Genomic DNA, 18234 nt, shown 5'->3' on the forward strand with positions numbered 1-18234 from the left:
TTCTCCCGTGGGAGAAGAGGCTAAGGGATGAGGGCAACCCTTTATCAAATCAAAGCCTTTTTAACTTCCGTCAAAAACGCCAAAGAATTAAAATCAGACTTGCCATTAATATGCTTAAACAAAGACAACTTACCCACCGAATAATCACCAATAATATTTTGATAAGGATCGAGCTTCAAGCTGATGTTGCGCGTTGCTTCATAGCGAGAAAAATGGAACAGCGTTAGATACTGCAAAATATCATGTTTCAAGTCTCCCTCATGCAACAACCCTTGATACATCACTTCATTCTCCAAAATTCCCTTATAAGTATTTAAGAGGGTAGCATAGGAAATGACTCCATTATAAAATCGATCGTCAGTATTGCCTACTTTCAGTCCATTAAACAAATTAAAAAACACCACAGATTGCTGGCTGGGATCGTCCACTAACTGGGTTAACTCGCGGATATCTTGAACATACAAAGATTTGGGTTTAAGACTCATAGAGGAGCGTACATAATACTTATCAAAAAACATGGGATAAATTAGAATTTCTGGATTATTATCTCGCAGACAATGAATCAGCGATCGCGACATGAAAAATAGGCGATCCTCTTCGACTGTCATATTTAAGCTGCTTGTATAGGGAGCTTTAGCAATATAAACAAAATGCCGATATCCTTGCTGATAGAGTTCCGCAATTTTATCTCGGAGAACCAAGGGATTCTTAAACATTTGTGAACGGGGATAAGAATCGGAAAAGGTACTTAAACAATTAATCTCTATCCGAGCATCTTCTCGACGAGTAACGCTCACGACTTCGCCCATTAAATTAGACAGATGCCGATCTTTATCGGTTTGATAATGGGCATCAGATTCGCGACTGGAAACGACAATAATGGCCAATTTCTCCAATTTAGGCGTTTCCTCTGGGTTATCAAACGAGAATACTTTAGGCAATCTAGAATAGAGAGAACTAAGACCATTTTTGGTTTTATGAATATTGTTGCTGGTAATATCAAAGCCTTGGAAGTTTGCTAGAATTTTGTCTTCATTGAGCAAATGGGAGACGGTAACCGACAAATTCAGGATGAATTCTTCTAAGGGAGATGAATTGTTTTTATTGGTTAAATGAAAGCGGACAATAGGAATAAATAGGTTTTCGGGGTTGGGGAGATAATGGGCTAACTGTTGAACTACAATGTAGAAGAGTAGGGTAAAGGTAAAGCGATACAGAAAGGCTTGTTGGTTATCTAGTCTTTCGTTCTTAACTGTATCGATATGAAACAATACTAATTTTCTGCTTTGCAAAGTTTCATAGTGTTTTTTATATCCTCGATCGGTAAGGCATTTTTTAGGCGTTAGTAGCACCGGGAAGCTCTGGAGAGAACCCAGATTATAGCTCATGGAAAACGTCTGGCGATCGCTCGTTTCTGCATAGCGAATATCTTCTATCTTGATGCTAACCGGTAATTGGCAGAAAATATCGGGATTTACCGTTGCTTCTCCCACGGATAAATACTGAAGAGACTCTTTTGGGTTTCTTCTCAAAACTTCCTTAAACAGAGTCAGTCGCTGCAAAATTTCCTCAACATTTGTTTCTAATAACGTTTTCCTCACCCCCACATGAATACAATGTTCATCAGGAGGTAAAACCCTTCTCTGGTTTAGGATATCCTTGACTAATTCGACCAAGCGCTTAACTTTTTCCTTAGCCTTGAATTGCTCTAGTCCTCGGCGAATTCCTCTTAACAGACTGACTTTTGCCCCATCATTATCTCCTTGCAACCTCCCTAAAATATTGTTGTCAAAGCGACTGACTGGATCGTACTGTAATTCATCATTATAATTATACCCTTCTGCTTCTGGATCGCAATCGGAAGCAAAAACAAAGAAATATAAAAAAGCGACTTTGAGAATCTTTTCTAGACCATATTGACTCCGAGCTACAGCCTGATTTTCTTCTCGATCTAGATCCAGTAAACTGCAATAATAATCAAAAGCACTTTCGCTCCCCTGATTTTGCACTGGGCCATTTAATTTAAGTTTCAGTCCAAAAATAAATTGTCTTCTGTTCTTGAGAGGATCTGTCGTTTCTCCTAAATAGCCTTCAATGATAGGGATAACGGGCAAAATATCTAAAGCTTCGGCACGGGAAAAAAGTTGGCGAAAATTGACGGTTTTTCCTTGATAGGTAACTTCATAGTCAGCATCCGCTTTATTGGGATCAGCAATATAATCATTCAACGCTTTTAACCGACGAATTAAATCCCTGAGATAGACAACCTCTGGATGTCTGGTGGCGTTAATATTTTGCTCTAAATATTCTAAATACTGAATTTTTGCTTCTTTTTTGAGCTGTCCCAAAACTTCCGTATCCATCAACCGTTTCAGTCGATCCAGATCGGAATTATCATCTTGTATGAGATCCGTGAGAACATCCTCTAGATCGGATTCTTGTTCATTGGTTTGAGTAGCGAGCTGTTCATGGATATACCGCCTCAATTCTTCCGGTAAATTACGATTGAGGGTATCGGTACGATCGACGGTAATGGTTAATTTATGAAATTTAATTGAGCCAGGGGATTCAATATGTAAGCGTTCTTTTTGTAATCCCGTATAAGGTTTAAAGGGATAACTTAAATCTAAACTGGGCTGTGAATTCTGAAAGGTGGAGAAATCTTGAAGTAAACTAGACAGAAAAGCCCTAGTTTCTAGGTTTTTTTCTCTTAAGCTAGATTCGAGTTGTACTAGGAGTGCTTGTCTAATTGCTCTGATTTGATCGGGAAATTGTTCGGCACAGGAGGGGCTAAAGTTGATGGTAGCAGCGCGAACACGCCAATCTCCCCCTAGGATCGGATCGGTGAGGTTTTGGTGAGCTATCGAATGGGCGATCGCCTCTACATTAACCAATAATCGCCCCAAATCGTCGGAAACTCGAAATAAACCCCTCTGATTGGCGATCGCCTGTACAATGCGATCGAGGATGTCTCTGTAGTCTACCTTGGGAAGACTCTCATCTGCGTGTCGAAAGGAACTAACCATACTCATTAAAGTTACTGTTAATTCAAGTATACGATCGCCCCGTCCCCCTTACAAGCCATCATCCACACTCAAAAGGAATCTGTTATACTATCACTGGTTTAGTAGAAGAAGCAATGCTCTATGGCTATCAGTCGGGATTAGATTTAGTCGTGCGCGAAACCTCTTTAGATTATCCCGATTTACCCGAAGATTGTATCTATAGTTTGGCACAAGTCGGTGATGCCAATTTTCCCGAATTCTTGCATGATTAGAACTAACTCGCCCCCAAACCAGACCCATTTTTAATTTTTTCGGCTGTCGCCGACATGAAAATTTTTAATTTTTAATTGATATAACTCTCGCGCCCGTTGTAATAATTGAGCCGCCATCATTGCCCATTTTTGATTGCCATCCGTCTCATACAATTTCTGGGCAAACGCTAACACGCGCTGTGCTTCTTGATAATCTTGTTTTTCCATAAATACTAAACCCGCTCCATAATAAGCATTGCCATAATTAGGATCGGCTTGAGCAGCGTCTCGGAAGGCATTCAGCGCCGGATCGAGCTTTCCTTGTTGTAATAAAATGGAGCCGATCGCATAATAAGCTTGGGCATACTGCGGATTTTTTTCTACAGCCTGGCGCAATAGTTCCATTGCTTGGGTTAATTGCCCCTGTTCCTGATAAATCAAACCCAAATAATAATAGGGTTCCGGAGCAGTCGGAGAAAATATGATCGCTTGCTTAAATGAGGCGATCGCCGCCTCCCCATTCCCCTGTAACTTTTGTACCAATCCCAGATTATAGTGCCCTACCCCCAACTTCGGATCGAGTTCGATCGCCATTTGCAGATACTCCTGAGCCTGTTGTAGATTACTCCCCTCCAACAGCGCCGCCCCTAAATTCGCGTAGGCGATCGCAAAATTTGGATCGATCTGAATCGCTTGATAAAAGGCACTCGCCGCCCCCTGAAGATCCCCCCTCTGCCGCAGAGCAAGACCTAAATTATACGGAGCCGGAGCTAAATTTGGCCCCAACCTTGTCGCCTCTCGAAACGCCGCGATCGCCCGTTCTACCTCTCCCGCTTGAATCAATTGCAACCCTTGATTCAGATACTCCACTGACTGACTATTCACCTCAACCTGAGCCAAATAGAGACGATCCAGCCCCCGTACTGCACGACTAGAGAACAGCATCGTGATCATCGCAGCACAGCAAAAACCAACCCAGCACCGATCGCCAAAACCCATGTTCATCACTATAATTGTTAATTGTTAATTGTTAATTGTTAATTGTTAATTGTTAATTAATCCTCTGTGCCACTTGCCTAAGCCGGCCCAATTGTGCTTTCATATCCTCTTGAGTCCAACCCGCCGCAAACCGATTAAACCCAAAGGCAATCAACGGATTAGCAATCTCAAACTCAAAGCGGTTAATCAGACGAGTTCCAGACTCTATCGGTTGACATTCCCAGCGATCGCACCCTTGAAAAAAACCCTCAAACTGCCACACCACTAACCCCGGTTCCCGCTCAATTACCCTACTCCTAAGCGTCGGTTGAATCACCGGAATTTTAATCATAAACTGGGATTGACTCCCGATTTCTGTACTCCACACCCCCACCGGCTGACACTCCAACATTGGATTAAGCCATTGGTGCATCAAATCTAACTCCGTAAAACAGCGCTCCACAGTCGTGGCATTAGCTTTAATCTCAATCGATTGCTCAAAAACTTGGCGAGAAGACATTTTAGGAAACAGGAAAATAACATAAGTTGCTCGTTCTGTATTTTAGGATGTGGTAAACTAATTTGAAAACAATCCTCTCCCTCAAAGCAGAGGTAACCCCCTTATTAATTATTAATTGTTAATTATTAATTACCCATGGCTTCCCCCACATTAATCGAACTCGCCCAGAAAACCCGACAAGGAGCGCGTCAGTTAGCAAACTCAACCACAGCAGAAAAAAATCAGGCTATTGAGGCGATCGCCCAATCCCTAGAACAGGCTGCCCCCCACATTGTAGCCGCCAACCAAGCCGACTGTGAAACCGCTACTACCGCAGGCATTGCCAAACCCCTCTATCATCGCCTGAAACTCGATCAAAGCAAACTAAACGCCAATATTGCTGGGGTGCGAGATGTACAAAAGTTACCCGATCCCGTGGGTACAGTCCAAATCCATCGGGAATTAGACGAAGGCTTAGTCCTAAAGCGGATCAGTTGTCCATTAGGGGTTCTGGGTGTAATTTTTGAAGCTAGACCCGAAGCCGCGATCCAGATTTCTACCCTAGCGATTAAGTCAGGCAATGGGGTAATTCTTAAGGGTGGAAAGGAAGCCATTGAGTCCTGTGAAGCCATTGTGAAAGCCATTCGTCAAGGATTATCGCAAACCGCCGTTAGTCCCGATGTGGTGCAACTTTTAACCACCCGCGAGGAAACCATCGCCCTGTTGAAGTTAGACCAGTATGTGGATCTGATTATTCCTAGGGGTTCTAACTCTTTTGTCAGATTTGTCCAGGAAAATACCAACATTCCCGTCCTCGGTCATGCCGATGGCATTTGTCACCTTTATCTAGATGAATCTGCGGATCTAAAAAAGGCGATCGCCATTACCGTCGATGCCAAAACCCAATATCCCGCCGCCTGCAACGCCATCGAAACCCTGTTAGTCCATCGTTCTTGCGCTTCCCAGATTCTTCCTGCTGTCGCCCAAGCACTACAAGAAAAAGGCGTAAAATTACTCGGAGATCCTTCAACAGTAGAATTATTAGCCATTGCCCCAGCCACAGAAGCCGATTGGTCTACAGAATACAGCGATCTGATTTTAGCCATTAAGCAAGTCGAAAGTCTAGAGGAAGCGATAGATCATATTAACACCTACGGATCTAAGCATACGGATGCAATCGTCACCGAAAACCCCCAAGCCGCCCAACTCTTCCTGAATCAAATCGATGCGGCGGGCGTGTATCATAACTGCTCCACCCGCTTTGCCGACGGCTTCCGCTACGGATTTGGCGCAGAAGTCGGCATCAGCACCCAACAAATGCCCCCACGCGGCCCAGTAGGATTAGAAGGATTAATCACCTATAAATATCAGGTCACCGGAAACGGTCATATTGCCGCCACCTACTCCGGAGCAAACGCCAAACCCTTTACCCACAAGGATATGGGATAGGGAGACGCACAGACACGCAGACGCGGCGATTATTTCCCATTCCCCCATTCCCCCATTCCCCAACCATGACCCCATCCATTCAACCCCCCGAAGAAACCCTAATCCCTGACTCCTTGGGGACTAAATCCAAATTTTCCTTTTCCTGGCAAATTGGGTTTACCCTGGTTATGTTTGGGTTTATGTATCTGCCCATTGCCGTCTTAGCCTTATATAGTTTTAACCAATCTGCCTATAGCGCCAATTGGCAAGGATTTACCCTCGATTGGTACATAAAACTGTTCTCGGATAGCAGAATCCTGTCCTCTCTGCAAAATAGTTTAACTGTCGCCTTTTGTGCCGTGGGTGTTTCGGCAGTTTTGGGCACATTGATGGCAGTGGGATTAGCTAAGTATCAATTTCGGGGTAAATCCCTGTATCTAGGTGTATCCTATTTACCTCTGATTATTCCCGATATTGCGATCGCCGTTGCCACCCTGGTCTTCCTCGCCGTCTTTGCCATTCCCCTCAGTCTTTGGACTGTTGTTGCCGCCCATATCGTCTTTTGCCTCGCCTATATTGCCCTCGTCGTCTCCACCCGACTCGCCGATTTAGACCCGCACCTAGAAGAAGCTGCCCTAGACTTAGGGGCAACCCCCTTTAACGCCTTTATGCAAGTGCTATTACCCCAATTATTACCCGGTATCGTCTCCGGTTGCCTCCTCGCCTTTGTCCTCAGTATGGATGACTTCCTCATCGCCAGTTTCACGGCTGGCAGTGGATTTAATACCCTGCCCATGGAAATCTTTAGCCGCATCAGAACCGGCGTAAAACCCGACATTAACGCCCTCAGTGTGATCCTCATTGTGATGTCCGGATTAGTCGCATTTCTGGGAGAATTTTGGCGCTATAAGAGTGAAAAGTGAGAGCTGCATGGATTCAAATACCGATCGCATACTGATTGCGTCCCTTATGTTTCGCTTCATACAAGGCTCGATCCGCTAAATCGAGCAATCGAATCAGAGGAGCATTAACAGTGGGCGTGGTACAAGCAATCCCTAAACTAATGCTAACAATAGGTTCAGATAACCCTGTGCCGATATGGGGAATTTGCAAGTTAGCGATCGCCTGTTGCATTTGTTCGGCGACAGCAATGGCTCCTTGTAGAGGCGTATTCGGTAAAATAGCAGCAAACTCTTCCCCCCCATAACGGGCAATCAAATCAGCCGGGCGTTTCAGAGTCGAAGAGAGGGCTTGGGCAACTTGTTCCAGACAGCGATCGCCGATTAAATGGCCATAGGTATCATTATATTGTTTAAAATAATCAATATCACAGATAATCAAGGACAACGGCAGCCCTTCCCGTTGCAGTCTTCGCCATTCCTGATCTAAATACCGATCGAAATAGCGACGATTCGCCACTTGCGTTAAGGCATCCACATTCACCAGACGCTCTAGTTCTTGATTGGCTTGTTGTAGCGCATGATACAACTGGGACTGTTGAATGGCGATCGCAATTTGTTCAATAATCTGGACTAGCATCTGGTATTCCCCAGGGTTCCATCCTTGGGAGACTCGATGGCGATCGACAATCAACACACCCCAAAGTTGATTCTGTTGATAAATGGGGACACTCAGTTGGGTTTTAATCCCCTTTTGATCTAACTCTTCTGGATGATTAATCTCCAAAGGCTGATGATGAGATGCCAAAGGAGTTAAGGGTTGGATCTTCAGAATTGCACCCATCTGTATATTTTCAGCATCAGTAGAATCGGCGATCGCCAAAACTTCACCTCGATCCTTCGACACACAACGACAAATCATCACCCGACTCGCATCAAGCAACCCCTGAATACTCGCCACCGTCGTACTTAAAATCTCCTCTAAATTCAGAGAATAATGAATTCCCTGAATAATTTTCACCAAAATCAGCTCTTTTTCCGCTTGACGCTGACTTTGTTCCCGTAAGTGCTTTAACTCTAAATGGGTTTTCACCCTTGCCAACAATTCCGGAGGATGAAAAGGCTTAGTTAAATAATCAATAGCACCCTTCTCAAACGCCTGGAGAAGATGATCGATCTCTTGACTAGCCGTTAAAAAAATAACAGGAATATCCTTCATCTCTGCATTCGTTTTCAGCACATCACATACCTCAAAACCATCCATATCTGGCATCATTAAATCCAGTAAAATCAAATCAGGTTTTGCCATTTTCACTCGCTCTAGAGCTTGTTGTCCTCCCATCGCAAACGTCAACTTATAACCCACCGGAGATAACAAAGCTCGCAAAACTTTCAGATTGCTTGGATTATCATCCACAACCAATAATAAACAATCTTCTGGTTTCATCAATTCAGCTTCAGCTTTGGGAAGTACTGTCAAGATCTATTTACCTCCTCTGCAATATTCTCTAAAAGAGTTTTAAAGTTAACCACAGTTTGGGGGATCGTATCCCAATCAAAGCTATCCAATTGCTTCTCTAAATTGCTAATATAATTCATCAAAGGAAAATAATAATATTGTATACTAAGATTTTGTAAATCTTCAACAAAATGTTCGAGTTCCTCAATTTCTAACGTTTCACATAAGCTCATCCAAGATGTTACTTCCATAACTTGTAATTTTTCCAATAACTCTGCCAGACGAATAGGAGTGACTGCCAGATCTCCATCATAGACTTCCCTATTGACTACAGCCATCTGCTCGCGCTTAGGCAAAGAAACTAAGCCTTGAGAGGGAGGCAGAAGGGACTTAAGGATCGAAATTAAATCCATAATTCTCACCGGTTTTAGCACAAATCCTTCACAGATAGATTTAAGCTCCTGTTCATCTTTAAACTCAGAGGAAGCAGTAACAATCACAATCGGAATATGCTGGGTTTGTTCATGAGATTTCAGAAACTCCGTAACTTCGCGGCCATCCATATGTGGCATTCGCAAATCCAATAAAATCAAATCTGGCCAGTGTTTAAACGTTAACCGAATCGCTTCCTCCCCATCTTTAGCAAACCATAAAGTATGATGGCTCCTCCTAAAATATCCTCGAATTAATTCTCGATTTGATTCAATATCATCAACGACCAAAATAGTAGAAGCTTGAAACTGATTAAAATCCGGTTTCAAATTATTCTTGACATTAGTTAAAGCTGGAGTATAACTAATGGGAACATCAGGAAAGCGAAAAATAAACAGACTGCCCTTACCCAATTCACTCTGAAGTTCAATCGTTCCTCCCATCATATCAACTAAACGACGGGTGATGGCTAGTCCCAACCCTGTACCGCCAAATTGACGGTTACTTTGACCTTGACTTTGGGTAAAGGCATCAAAAATACGATCTCGATCGCTTTTGCTAATCCCAATTCCCGTATCTCGAACGCTAATTTCTAGGTTGATCGTATTTTTGTCCGAGTTAAAAGAGTATTTTGATCCGATCTCAACCTTTCCTGACGCAGTAAACTTAAGAGCATTGCCAACGACATTAAATAAGATTTGTCGCAAGCGAACTTCATCAAAGATCACTGCATCAGGCAACTGCTCATCCAGGTGAGTCTGGAGAGTAATTCCTTGGCTTTGGGCTTTATGCATAAAAATATGATGAACATCTTGAAAAAGATCTTTTAAGCTCATAGGTTCGGGGTCAATTTCGAGCCTACCTGCCTCAATCTTTGATAAATCGAGAATATCATTAATCAAAGAAAGTAACGTTTTACTACTAGCAGAAATGGCTTGTAAATACTCTTGAGCTACAGATTCTTGAACTAAGGGTTTGAGCAGCTCAGTAAACCCCAAAACTGCATTCATGGGAGTGCGAATTTCATGGCTCATATTCGCCAGAAATTCACTTTTAGCGCGATTGGCACTATCGGCGATGATTTTAGCTTGCTCTAAGTCCTGATTTTTCTGAATTAATTCTTCTCGTTGGCTAATTTCTTTTTTGAGTAAAGAAGCTTGGGCGATCGCAATTCCAACTTGTGCCGCTAAGGCTTCAATTAATTCAATCTCCTCTTTTGTCCAATGGCGATAACGATCGCATTGATGTAAACCAATGGCTCCATTCATTTGCCCTTGGTAAAATGTCCCTATGGCAAGCATGGACTTAAGTTGGATTTCTTCGCACATAGCTAGACAATTGGACAGTAAAGGATCGGTATAGACATTATCAGAGGCGATTGCCTGTTCCTGACTCATCAGTCGTTCCATATGGGGATTCCCTTCTAGGGGAATGGAAAAGTCTTGCACAGAAATATAAGGACTTTGCAAATATTCAGCTACAACGGGTATGGGAATAGTCCATTGAGGGGTATAGAAATGAATTAAGCAACGATTGACCTTAAAGGCTTGGCCGATTTTTTGGGACGCGACTTCAAAGATAGTTTCAATATCTAGACTTTGGCGAATAGCCGTAGTAATATCTTGCAGTAATAGAACTTTATTGAGTTGATAAACGAGAGCGGCTTCTTGTTGTTTGCGCTGGGTAATATCGCGAATTACCGCCAACACACTCTCATGATCAAAGGGAATCAAACGACATTCTTCAGAGTAAACCTTACCTTTAAGGGTAATTTCATATTCATAACTGTGATTTTTTTGGGTATCAAGAGTTTTTTGGATATAATCAATTCTCTCTGGAGTCACCAGTTGCGGAAGAAGTTTGATCAAATGCATTCCTGGAAATCGATTGTCTGGCTCTAAACTATTGAGGTTAACATTCATCACATCCAGGAATTCGCCCTTTGTATTCAAGCGGATCATTAAGTCAGGAATAGCATCCATTAAAGCACGATTGGTGGTTTCGGTTTTCTTACGCTCTGTAATGTCCATGACTGTACCGAAATAGCCTACGATTTCTCCATTATCGCTGCGAAGGGCGATCGCGTTTCCCCAAACCCAAACCACTTGACCATCAGGTTTCTGAAAGCGATATTCGAGATTAAATGGACGGTCTTGTTTCGTGGAAGCGCCCCATTCTTGAACAATCATTTCCCGATCTTCTGGATGTAGGGCTTGTTGCCAAGCATATCCCAAATAGCTCTCTGGTTGATAACGCCCTGTAATTTCAGCCCACTGAGGATTGACATACAGACATTTACCGTTAGTATCGGTTTGAAAAATGCCTACCGGAGAATGGGAGACTAATACCCGAAAGCGCTTTTCACTCTTTTCCAGAGCAATTTGGGCTAGTTTGCGATCGGTAATATCTTCCACGAGATAAGAAAACCGGGGGCGATCTGGCTCGATCCAGCCAATAAAACTAACCGTTGCCAACAAGAAAAATAAGCTATCTTCCACCTGGTGTTCATATTCAAATTGCACTGCCTCTTGGGTTTCCATCGCTTTTCGGTAATGCCCGATCCAGGTTTGAATATGTTTGGGTGGAACGCCCATCATACTAGCTTGCTGATGAGCCATGGCTTCTGGTGTTGTGCCAAAAAACCGAGCGCTTGCCTGATTATCAGATAGATGTAAAATATCATCCTCTAGTAATTCTACAATCCCCATCATCATGGGAGAGCTATTATAAAAACTACGGAGCATTGCCTGCCGTTCTTCTAGTTTCAATTCTACTTGTTTTCGTTCTAGCATTTCCTCCTTAAGTTGGGTATTGACTTGCTCAATAATCCTCAATTTTTGTTGGCGGCTCTGGGAAAAAGCGATGCCTATAGCTATGCTCCAACTGGTTAATAGTCCTCCCGCTAAAAATTGAGTGGGAAAAGAAGAATGAAGTTGCTGAATCCACCATTTTTGGGGATAAAGTGTAAATTGGATGGTTTGGCCATAAAGATCGATCGTGTCGATCGATTTGTAATTAGGATCAACCGGCTTAGACAAGGGTTTTTCGTAGATCACTCGATCCTTATGGGTAATGATTAATTGATAATGCTGATGACGGAGGGGGAGCAAAAGACGATCGAAAAATAATTCTAAATTCAAAAGAGAAACGATATATCCATTAAATTGACCATATCTATCGGGTTGTTGATGTTCTAAAAATAGCGGATCGATAATTACAAATCCCTGGTCTCCCCCAGGAAGTAAACAGGGTTCTGTGAGGGTCATTTTTTGGCGGTAGTATGAGTCCTGTAAACTGAGGTAATAATCCGCAGTTTGATTTTGAGCCATCGCGGCTATGAGTTGAGGATTTTCTGGGCTAACACTCCAACGGATCTGATAACTAGAGTCTACCCAGGCTAGAGCTTGTAGACCGGCAAAATCTTGAATATAATTGAGCGCATCTTTTTCCCACAAAACTTGAGAGGTTCCCCCCGCAGCTTCCCAACGCGCTCCCATACGCTCTAGGGCTAAAACTTGTTCTTTGAATTTGGATTCCAGATGGGTTTTTAGAGTTTCAGTTTCTTCTAGAATAGCGTCTTGAACAAACTGCCGGTCTTGCCGTTCTAATGTTAACCAAACCCCTATGACTCCTAGAGAGAGGATACAACCAAGGAGCGATGGTAATTTTAACTTGAAATATTGCCCAGCCACACGATAAGAGCATTGAAGCTAACGATCTACTTCATAGCTTATCGAATACCACACCCAATGACAACTTTGAAACCTGGGTGTGGTTAGGACTAAGCAACTGTTTACTGGTGTTTACTGGGATGGGGTAGCTAAATACCCGCGAGAAAGAAAGGGAAGATCGAGGAGGGTTACCGATTGATCGGCAACTTGAACGGTGAGGCCTTTTCCTCCGATTTTGGTGCGAATATAGGCTAGGGCGATCGCTCCTTCTGGGGTAGGAATGCAACTGGTAATTTTTCCCGCTTTTTCGTCTCCAACTTGAATGGGGGTTCCGGGATCGACGGGTTGACTAAGTTGCAAACCCCAAAGCTGTTGTTTTACGCCTTGATAGGTGTTTAAGCGAGCGATGGTTTCTTGGCCAATATAACAGCCTTTTTCAAAGGAAATGGTTTGCCATAATCCAGCTTCTAGGGGGTTATAGTCTTCGGTTAATTCGCGATCGGGAGCGGGACGACCTTGTTGAATGCGTAAGGCTTCCCATTGTTGATCGTTGATGGATTTTGCCCCTTGTTCGATCAGTTTTTCAGTTAAAATACTTCGGTGTTGAGGGTCAAAGAGGAGGGTATATCCAGGGGTAGCTAATCCACTCCCTACGGCGATTCTGAGGGAGATTTCCCCTAGGGTAACTTGCTGGTGGGTTCCTTGGGGAGCATCGGTTAAGGGGGGCATTCCTACTGCTTCTAAGAGGCGATCGCCATCGGTTCCGATTAAACTCAAACAGGCACTCTTTTGGGTAATATCAACGACTTCTACTCGATCCATGGGGAAAATATACTGATCCATCCACTGTAGAAGTTTTTCCCGGCGATCGGCAGAAACCAGTAAAATTACACTCTCTTCCGTCAGATAAGCGGTGACTAAATCCAGGGTGCGAGCGGTGGAGGTCACAAAAACACTATCACAGCCTTGTCCGGGTTGTAGCCGTTGGAAATCGTTGGTACTCTGGTTGTGTAGAAAGCGGATGCGATCGCTCCCTTTCACTTCAATTTTGCCCCAATGGCTGCGATCGTAGAGTAAAACTTCTGTTTCTTCAGACATCATCATTACGGATACTTCTTCAAAGGTCACCTTTCATCATAATCAACCCGGATCGATGAATGGCAGTTTTTCCCCATCTCCCGATCTCCCTATCCCCCCATCTTGGGTAAACTCTCAAACACTTCGGCAATCACTTGCTTAGTTTTCTCTTCCAATTGCGTCCAATTCACATTACCGGTATCATCAATTAAGCTCGTATCAATCTCCACTTGCTGTGTGTCATAGGGGGAATGGGTAATGGCGTATTCGACAAAACAAATGCGGAAACACAGCTCCCATAAATTCACCCGGACTTCCTCACCCTGATATTTTAAGCACAGCACATGGCCAGGATAGGGGTCTTGTACATCTTCATAGGTTCCTTCCCAGGGTGAGGTTTCCAGAACCTGACGCAGATTATCTACCACCCTCAACAGAGAAGGTTGCATCAGCAGTTCGGCTTGTTGCCAGGCGATCGTATCCTTAAATTTAGGTCTCATGAAGTCAGCTTAAGGCTTTTTATTATTGTTGAGGACTGGTGGTTCAATTGTCAATCAGTGGAGTGATTCAGGTGGGTTCATCTTGTAAATTTATGTTAAATGAACTACAATTTCAGTCATTAGTGAACTCGAAAAAACCATGGGACAGCTTCAGCTCTACCAATGGGCTTTGGAAGAACAAGAACCTGAGCGACAGTTATTTCTAGCTATCAGCCAAGCTGTCTATATTAGACATTTTCAAAAAAATATTTTTCAGTTGGCCGTCCAGCACCATAGCATTAACTTATTAGTTATTGATTTGCTTACCCTTCAGCTTGATGAATTAATTGCTATGGTAGAAACCGGCCTCTGAGAGCAACGGCTGGCTAGACTTCAAGGTAAAAGTAAAAGTCCAACAGCTTAAGAGGATTGAATTGTAAGTTATCTGTGTCTGCGCCATCGACCTGACTCCCTGGACAAGATTTTTCTCCTACCCTCCTCAACTTATGTTAAGATCCAGCACAAGCTAGGGGTGCCCGCGCGATCGGGCTGAGAGTACACCCTTAGAACCTGAGTCCGGCTAGTACCGGCGGAGGGAAGCTGTCACTTCGAGGACTTAACATATGCGAACTGAATGGGTAGCCAAACGGCGGGGACAAGCTAATGTCACGCAGATGAATTATGCTCGCCAAGGCGTAATTACAGAAGAGATGCACTATGTAGCTCGACGGGAAAATCTGCCCCCTGAGTTGATTCGAGATGAGGTTGCGCGGGGACGGATGATTATTCCAGCTAATATTAATCACACGAATTTAGAGCCGATGGCCATCGGAATTGCTTCTAAATGCAAGGTGAATGCTAACATTGGCGCATCTCCCAATTCTTCCAATTTACAAGAGGAAGTCGATAAGCTCAATCTGGCCGTTAAATATGGTGCAGATACGGTGATGGATTTGTCTACAGGAGGCGGTAACCTAGACGAGATTCGTACCGCTATTATTAAAGCTTCTCCGGTTCCCATCGGTACAGTTCCCATCTACCAAGCTTTAGAGAGTGTCAAAGGTAGAATCGAAAAACTTACCCCCGATGACTTTCTGCATATTATCGAGAAACATGCCCAGCAAGGGGTGGATTATATGACCATCCATGCGGGAATTTTGATCGAACATTTGCCTTTAGTGAGAAATCGAATTACGGGCATTGTTTCCCGTGGGGGCGGTATTATTGCTCGGTGGATGTTACACCACCACAAGCAAAATCCCCTCTATACCCATTTTGACGATATTATCGAAATCTTTAAGAAACATGATGTTTCCTTTAGTTTAGGAGATTCTCTGCGTCCCGGTTGTACCCATGATGCCTCCGATGAGGCGCAACTGGCGGAGTTGAAAACCTTGGGCCAACTCACCCGTAAGGCTTGGGAACATAATGTACAGGTGATGGTTGAAGGGCCGGGCCATGTGCCGATGGATCAAATTGAGTTTAATGTCAAGAAGCAGATGGAGGAGTGTTCGGAAGCTCCCTTCTATGTCCTGGGGCCCTTGGTGACCGATATTGCCCCCGGTTACGATCATATCACTTCAGCCATTGGAGCGGCGATCGCCGGTTGGCATGGAACCGCCATGCTCTGTTACGTCACCCCCAAAGAACATTTAGGACTGCCCAACGCCGAAGATGTACGCAACGGCTTAATCGCCTACAAAATCGCCGCCCACGCCGCCGACATTGCCCGCCACCGTCCGGGAGCCAGAGACCGAGATGACGAACTCTCCGCCGCTCGGTATAATTTCGACTGGAATCGCCAGTTTGAACTCTCCCTCGACCCCGACCGTGCCAGGGAATATCACGACGAAACCCTACCCGCAGACATCTACAAAACCGCAGAATTCTGCTCCATGTGCGGCCCCAAATTCTGCCCCATGCAAACCAAAGTCGATGCAGACGCACTCACTGAGCTAGAGAAATACTTAGCTCAAGAAGCGCAAAAGAAAGAAGTCGCTTCAGTGTAAGCTAAAGTTCAAGTTTCACCCCCATACCCCCAGTTCCTACAACCTGGGGGTTTTTTACAGCAGTTTTCGCAGCTATTTTTACTCTTCTTTTCCTGCTCACCTTACCTGCTTATACACTCTCTGAATCAGAATCATTAGATTCGAGTTCTTTCTCTTTGATGCGCTTCAGGCTTTGATATACCTTTTGCCGTTCTTGTTCAATCTCTTCACTACTCGGTTCAGGTGGTTTCCATTGCTCTCTTGGGGCAAGAGTGTAGGTATAAGTTTTACCTTTTCGGTTTTCTGTTGATTTTTCAATCATTCCTTGCTTTTCTAGATATCTGAGGGCGTATTGTGTCTTACGGACGCTCATTTTACAAATTTCAGCAATCTTCTTTACAGTCGAATAGCATGTGCCTCGCCGAGCGATATGAGCGTAAATACGGAATTCATAAGGTTTTAATCCGTATAAATCCAAGTCTGCATGGACAAATATGATTGAATTTGGTGATTTAGTTGTGGTGTTCATAATTAGGAATGCATTGTATGCACCAAAAGTTTACTACAAATACTGCAAGTAGTGCATTCCTATTATAAATATGTATAATATTTTAGAAATTGTATTAATTTTTGGTGCATACAATGCGGACTTGCAAAAAGTCGTGCATCCCCTTAAGATAGAAAAAAGAAGCAGACTGCGCCAACAGCCTGCTTCTTCTGAAAACTTTGATCTTCGGCAAACCGCCGAAGAAATTTCTTATGTTCAATAATAACGTATCTGGTCAGCCAGATCAAACCCCCAAGGTTGAGCTTTTGGTCAACCTTCTAGAAACGATCTCACAAGTTACCCATGAACCCCTTAAAGCGGAATTTGTGGAGTCACTTGTACTGTCGATTGTTACTCCGCAAGAGAGCTTCTCTCAAAAGGTTTCTGCGGTAGAAGAACAGCCTTTCTCTGAAAAGCGCCATGCAGTAGAACAGCGTGGAATCCAGCTTACTCCTGATTTAGTGGACTTGATCAGTCGTACATCAGAAAACCAGTTGCAAAAAGCTCTGGCTATCTATGATAGTTACGGCTCTACAGTTTATTCTCCTTCAGGGCTATTCTTTACGCTACTGAAGAATGAATTTTCTGCAAGTGCCTAGATAAGCTGTAATTTGATACTCTACTGAGTTGTAGGGTAGGCAAGTCTATCGGGGTAAACGATCAATTCTCTGGCTGTAGCTTGCCCACCCTACTATGGCTAATGCAATAACCCCTAGATTATAAGGAGATTCAATGGTGCAAATTACGCTTGACCTTCCTGATGAACTCATAGACCATTTTAACCCAAACCATTTGGCTCGCGAGATTTTGGAAGCTTTAGTCGTCCAAGCTTATCAGACCGAAAAAATTACCAGTGCGGAAGTTGGTCGCATTTTAGGTTTACCTTCTCGTTGGGATGTTGATGCTTTTTTGAAGCAGCATAAGGCTGATTTGCATTATGACGAGGCAGATTTGCAGCAGGATAGGGAAACCCTTCGCCAACTCCGTTATGATCGTCGTTTCTGATACTTCACCGATCAACTATTTACTGCTGATTGGCCAGATTGACCTGCTCCCCAATTTATTTGAGCAAATTATCATTCCTGATGTGGTTCGGGATGAAATGCAGGATTCCTCCGCACCAGCAGTTGTACGTCAATGGAGCGCTAATCCTCCTTCCTGGCTTACTATTCAAGTTGTTTCCAGGCTTGATGAAACCCTCCATTCTCTCGATCGCGGCGAACAGGCTGCGATTAGTCTAGCTCAAACCCTGCCAGCAGACCTACTGATTATCGATGAACGCTTGGGGCGACGCATAGCGAGCGATCGCTCAATTCCTGTTATCGGCACTCTGGGAATCTTGGATGAGGCTGCACATCAAGGTTTAGTTGAGATTTCAGAGGCGATCGCGCTATTACAACAAACAAATTTCCGTATATCCCGCCCCATCATTCAGACATTGCTAAAAAAGAGACAATAAGACCCGATTACCTATTGCCCATTACCCATGTTTAACTAATGTTCCAGTTCTCACCAAATCAA

17 protein-coding genes and 1 riboswitch are annotated in these 18234 nt (G+C 43.8%); of the genes, 9 read left to right on the plus strand and 8 right to left on the minus strand.

What is annotated here, in order from left to right; translation table 11 throughout:
• Positions 1 to 44: 44 nt before the first annotated feature.
• Complete coding sequence (locus tag AC3FZD_RS05380) at positions 45 to 3026, minus strand: hypothetical protein (protein WP_488739144.1); 2982 nt, start codon at positions 3024 to 3026, stop codon at positions 45 to 47.
• Between the two features lie 113 nt (positions 3027 to 3139).
• On the opposite strand from AC3FZD_RS05380, the gene AC3FZD_RS05385 reads away from it, so the two are divergent.
• Positions 3140 to 3277 (plus strand): hypothetical protein, encoded by a 138-nt coding sequence (locus tag AC3FZD_RS05385; protein WP_488739145.1) that lies wholly within the window; start codon positions 3140 to 3142, stop codon positions 3275 to 3277.
• Positions 3278 to 3307: 30 nt separating this feature from the next.
• Here the strand turns inward: AC3FZD_RS05385 and AC3FZD_RS05390 are convergent, their stop codons facing one another.
• The gene (locus AC3FZD_RS05390; protein WP_488739146.1) at positions 3308 to 4210 is read right to left on the minus strand and encodes a tetratricopeptide repeat protein; all 903 of its coding nucleotides are present in this window, start codon (positions 4208 to 4210) and stop codon (positions 3308 to 3310) included.
• Positions 4211 to 4307: 97 nt separating this feature from the next.
• Complete coding sequence (locus tag AC3FZD_RS05395) at positions 4308 to 4754, minus strand: SRPBCC family protein (RefSeq protein ID WP_488739147.1); 447 nt, start codon at positions 4752 to 4754, stop codon at positions 4308 to 4310.
• Positions 4755 to 4889: 135 nt separating this feature from the next.
• Here AC3FZD_RS05395 and AC3FZD_RS05400 point away from each other — a divergent pair, with 135 nt between their 5' ends.
• Together AC3FZD_RS05400 and AC3FZD_RS05405 are read left to right on the plus strand one after the other, a co-directional pair.
• On the plus strand, positions 4890 to 6182 hold the full coding sequence (locus AC3FZD_RS05400) for a glutamate-5-semialdehyde dehydrogenase (protein WP_488739148.1): 1293 nt from the start codon (positions 4890 to 4892) through the stop codon (positions 6180 to 6182).
• A 65-nt stretch (positions 6183 to 6247) separates the two neighbouring features.
• Positions 6248 to 7084, plus strand: a complete 837-nt coding sequence (locus AC3FZD_RS05405) for an ABC transporter permease (protein WP_488739149.1) — start codon at positions 6248 to 6250, stop codon at positions 7082 to 7084.
• A gap of 13 nt (positions 7085 to 7097) precedes the next feature.
• On the opposite strand, the gene AC3FZD_RS05410 is transcribed toward AC3FZD_RS05405, so the two are convergent.
• The 4 genes from AC3FZD_RS05410 to AC3FZD_RS05425 form a co-directional block, all read right to left on the minus strand.
• Positions 7098 to 8540: a diguanylate cyclase domain-containing protein gene (locus AC3FZD_RS05410; protein WP_488739150.1), complete on the minus strand. Its 1443-nt coding sequence runs from the start codon at positions 8538 to 8540 to the stop codon at positions 7098 to 7100.
• Positions 8537 to 12643: a PAS domain S-box protein gene (locus tag AC3FZD_RS05415; RefSeq protein ID WP_488739151.1), complete on the minus strand. Its 4107-nt coding sequence runs from the start codon at positions 12641 to 12643 to the stop codon at positions 8537 to 8539. Before AC3FZD_RS05415 ends, AC3FZD_RS05410 begins: the two co-directional genes overlap by 4 nt.
• A gap of 111 nt (positions 12644 to 12754) precedes the next feature.
• Entirely contained in the window at positions 12755 to 13750 is a 996-nt protein-coding gene (ygfZ, locus tag AC3FZD_RS05420) for a CAF17-like 4Fe-4S cluster assembly/insertion protein YgfZ (protein WP_488739152.1), read from the minus strand.
• A 59-nt stretch (positions 13751 to 13809) separates the two neighbouring features.
• The gene (locus tag AC3FZD_RS05425) at positions 13810 to 14199 is read right to left on the minus strand and encodes a hypothetical protein (RefSeq protein ID WP_488739153.1); all 390 of its coding nucleotides are present in this window, start codon (positions 14197 to 14199) and stop codon (positions 13810 to 13812) included.
• A gap of 118 nt (positions 14200 to 14317) precedes the next feature.
• Here AC3FZD_RS05425 and AC3FZD_RS05430 point away from each other — a divergent pair, with 118 nt between their 5' ends.
• Together AC3FZD_RS05430 and thiC are read left to right on the plus strand one after the other, a co-directional pair.
• Positions 14318 to 14551 carry an element excision factor XisH family protein gene (locus AC3FZD_RS05430; RefSeq protein WP_488740272.1) on the plus strand — a complete coding sequence of 78 codons (234 nt, stop codon included), beginning with the start codon at positions 14318 to 14320 and terminating at the stop codon, positions 14549 to 14551.
• A gap of 145 nt (positions 14552 to 14696) precedes the next feature.
• Positions 14697 to 14793: riboswitch (TPP riboswitch) on the plus strand.
• An 8-nt stretch (positions 14794 to 14801) separates the two neighbouring features.
• Positions 14802 to 16187: a phosphomethylpyrimidine synthase gene (gene thiC, locus AC3FZD_RS05435; RefSeq protein ID WP_488739154.1), complete on the plus strand. Its 1386-nt coding sequence runs from the start codon at positions 14802 to 14804 to the stop codon at positions 16185 to 16187.
• 109 nt (positions 16188 to 16296) lie between these two features.
• Here thiC and AC3FZD_RS05440 read toward each other — a convergent pair whose 3' ends face one another.
• The gene (locus AC3FZD_RS05440) at positions 16297 to 16695 is read right to left on the minus strand and encodes a helix-turn-helix domain-containing protein (protein ID WP_488739155.1); all 399 of its coding nucleotides are present in this window, start codon (positions 16693 to 16695) and stop codon (positions 16297 to 16299) included.
• Between the two features lie 70 nt (positions 16696 to 16765).
• Here AC3FZD_RS05440 and AC3FZD_RS05445 point away from each other — a divergent pair, with 70 nt between their 5' ends.
• The 4 genes from AC3FZD_RS05445 (at position 16766) to AC3FZD_RS05460 (ending at position 18172) form a co-directional block, all read left to right on the plus strand.
• Entirely contained in the window at positions 16766 to 16936 is a 171-nt protein-coding gene (locus AC3FZD_RS05445) for a hypothetical protein (protein ID WP_488739156.1), read from the plus strand.
• Positions 16926 to 17312, plus strand: a complete 387-nt coding sequence (locus AC3FZD_RS05450; protein WP_488739157.1) for a hypothetical protein — start codon at positions 16926 to 16928, stop codon at positions 17310 to 17312. The genes AC3FZD_RS05445 and AC3FZD_RS05450 overlap by 11 nt, the downstream gene beginning before the upstream one ends.
• Before the next feature lie 136 nt (positions 17313 to 17448).
• Entirely contained in the window at positions 17449 to 17718 is a 270-nt protein-coding gene (locus AC3FZD_RS05455; RefSeq protein WP_488740273.1) for a UPF0175 family protein, read from the plus strand.
• Complete coding sequence (locus AC3FZD_RS05460; protein ID WP_488739158.1) at positions 17702 to 18172, plus strand: PIN domain-containing protein; 471 nt, start codon at positions 17702 to 17704, stop codon at positions 18170 to 18172. The genes AC3FZD_RS05455 and AC3FZD_RS05460 overlap by 17 nt, the downstream gene beginning before the upstream one ends.
• The last annotated feature ends 62 nt before the right edge of the window (positions 18173 to 18234 follow it).

Source organism: Roseofilum sp. KMC-1 (genome assembly GCF_057802075.1).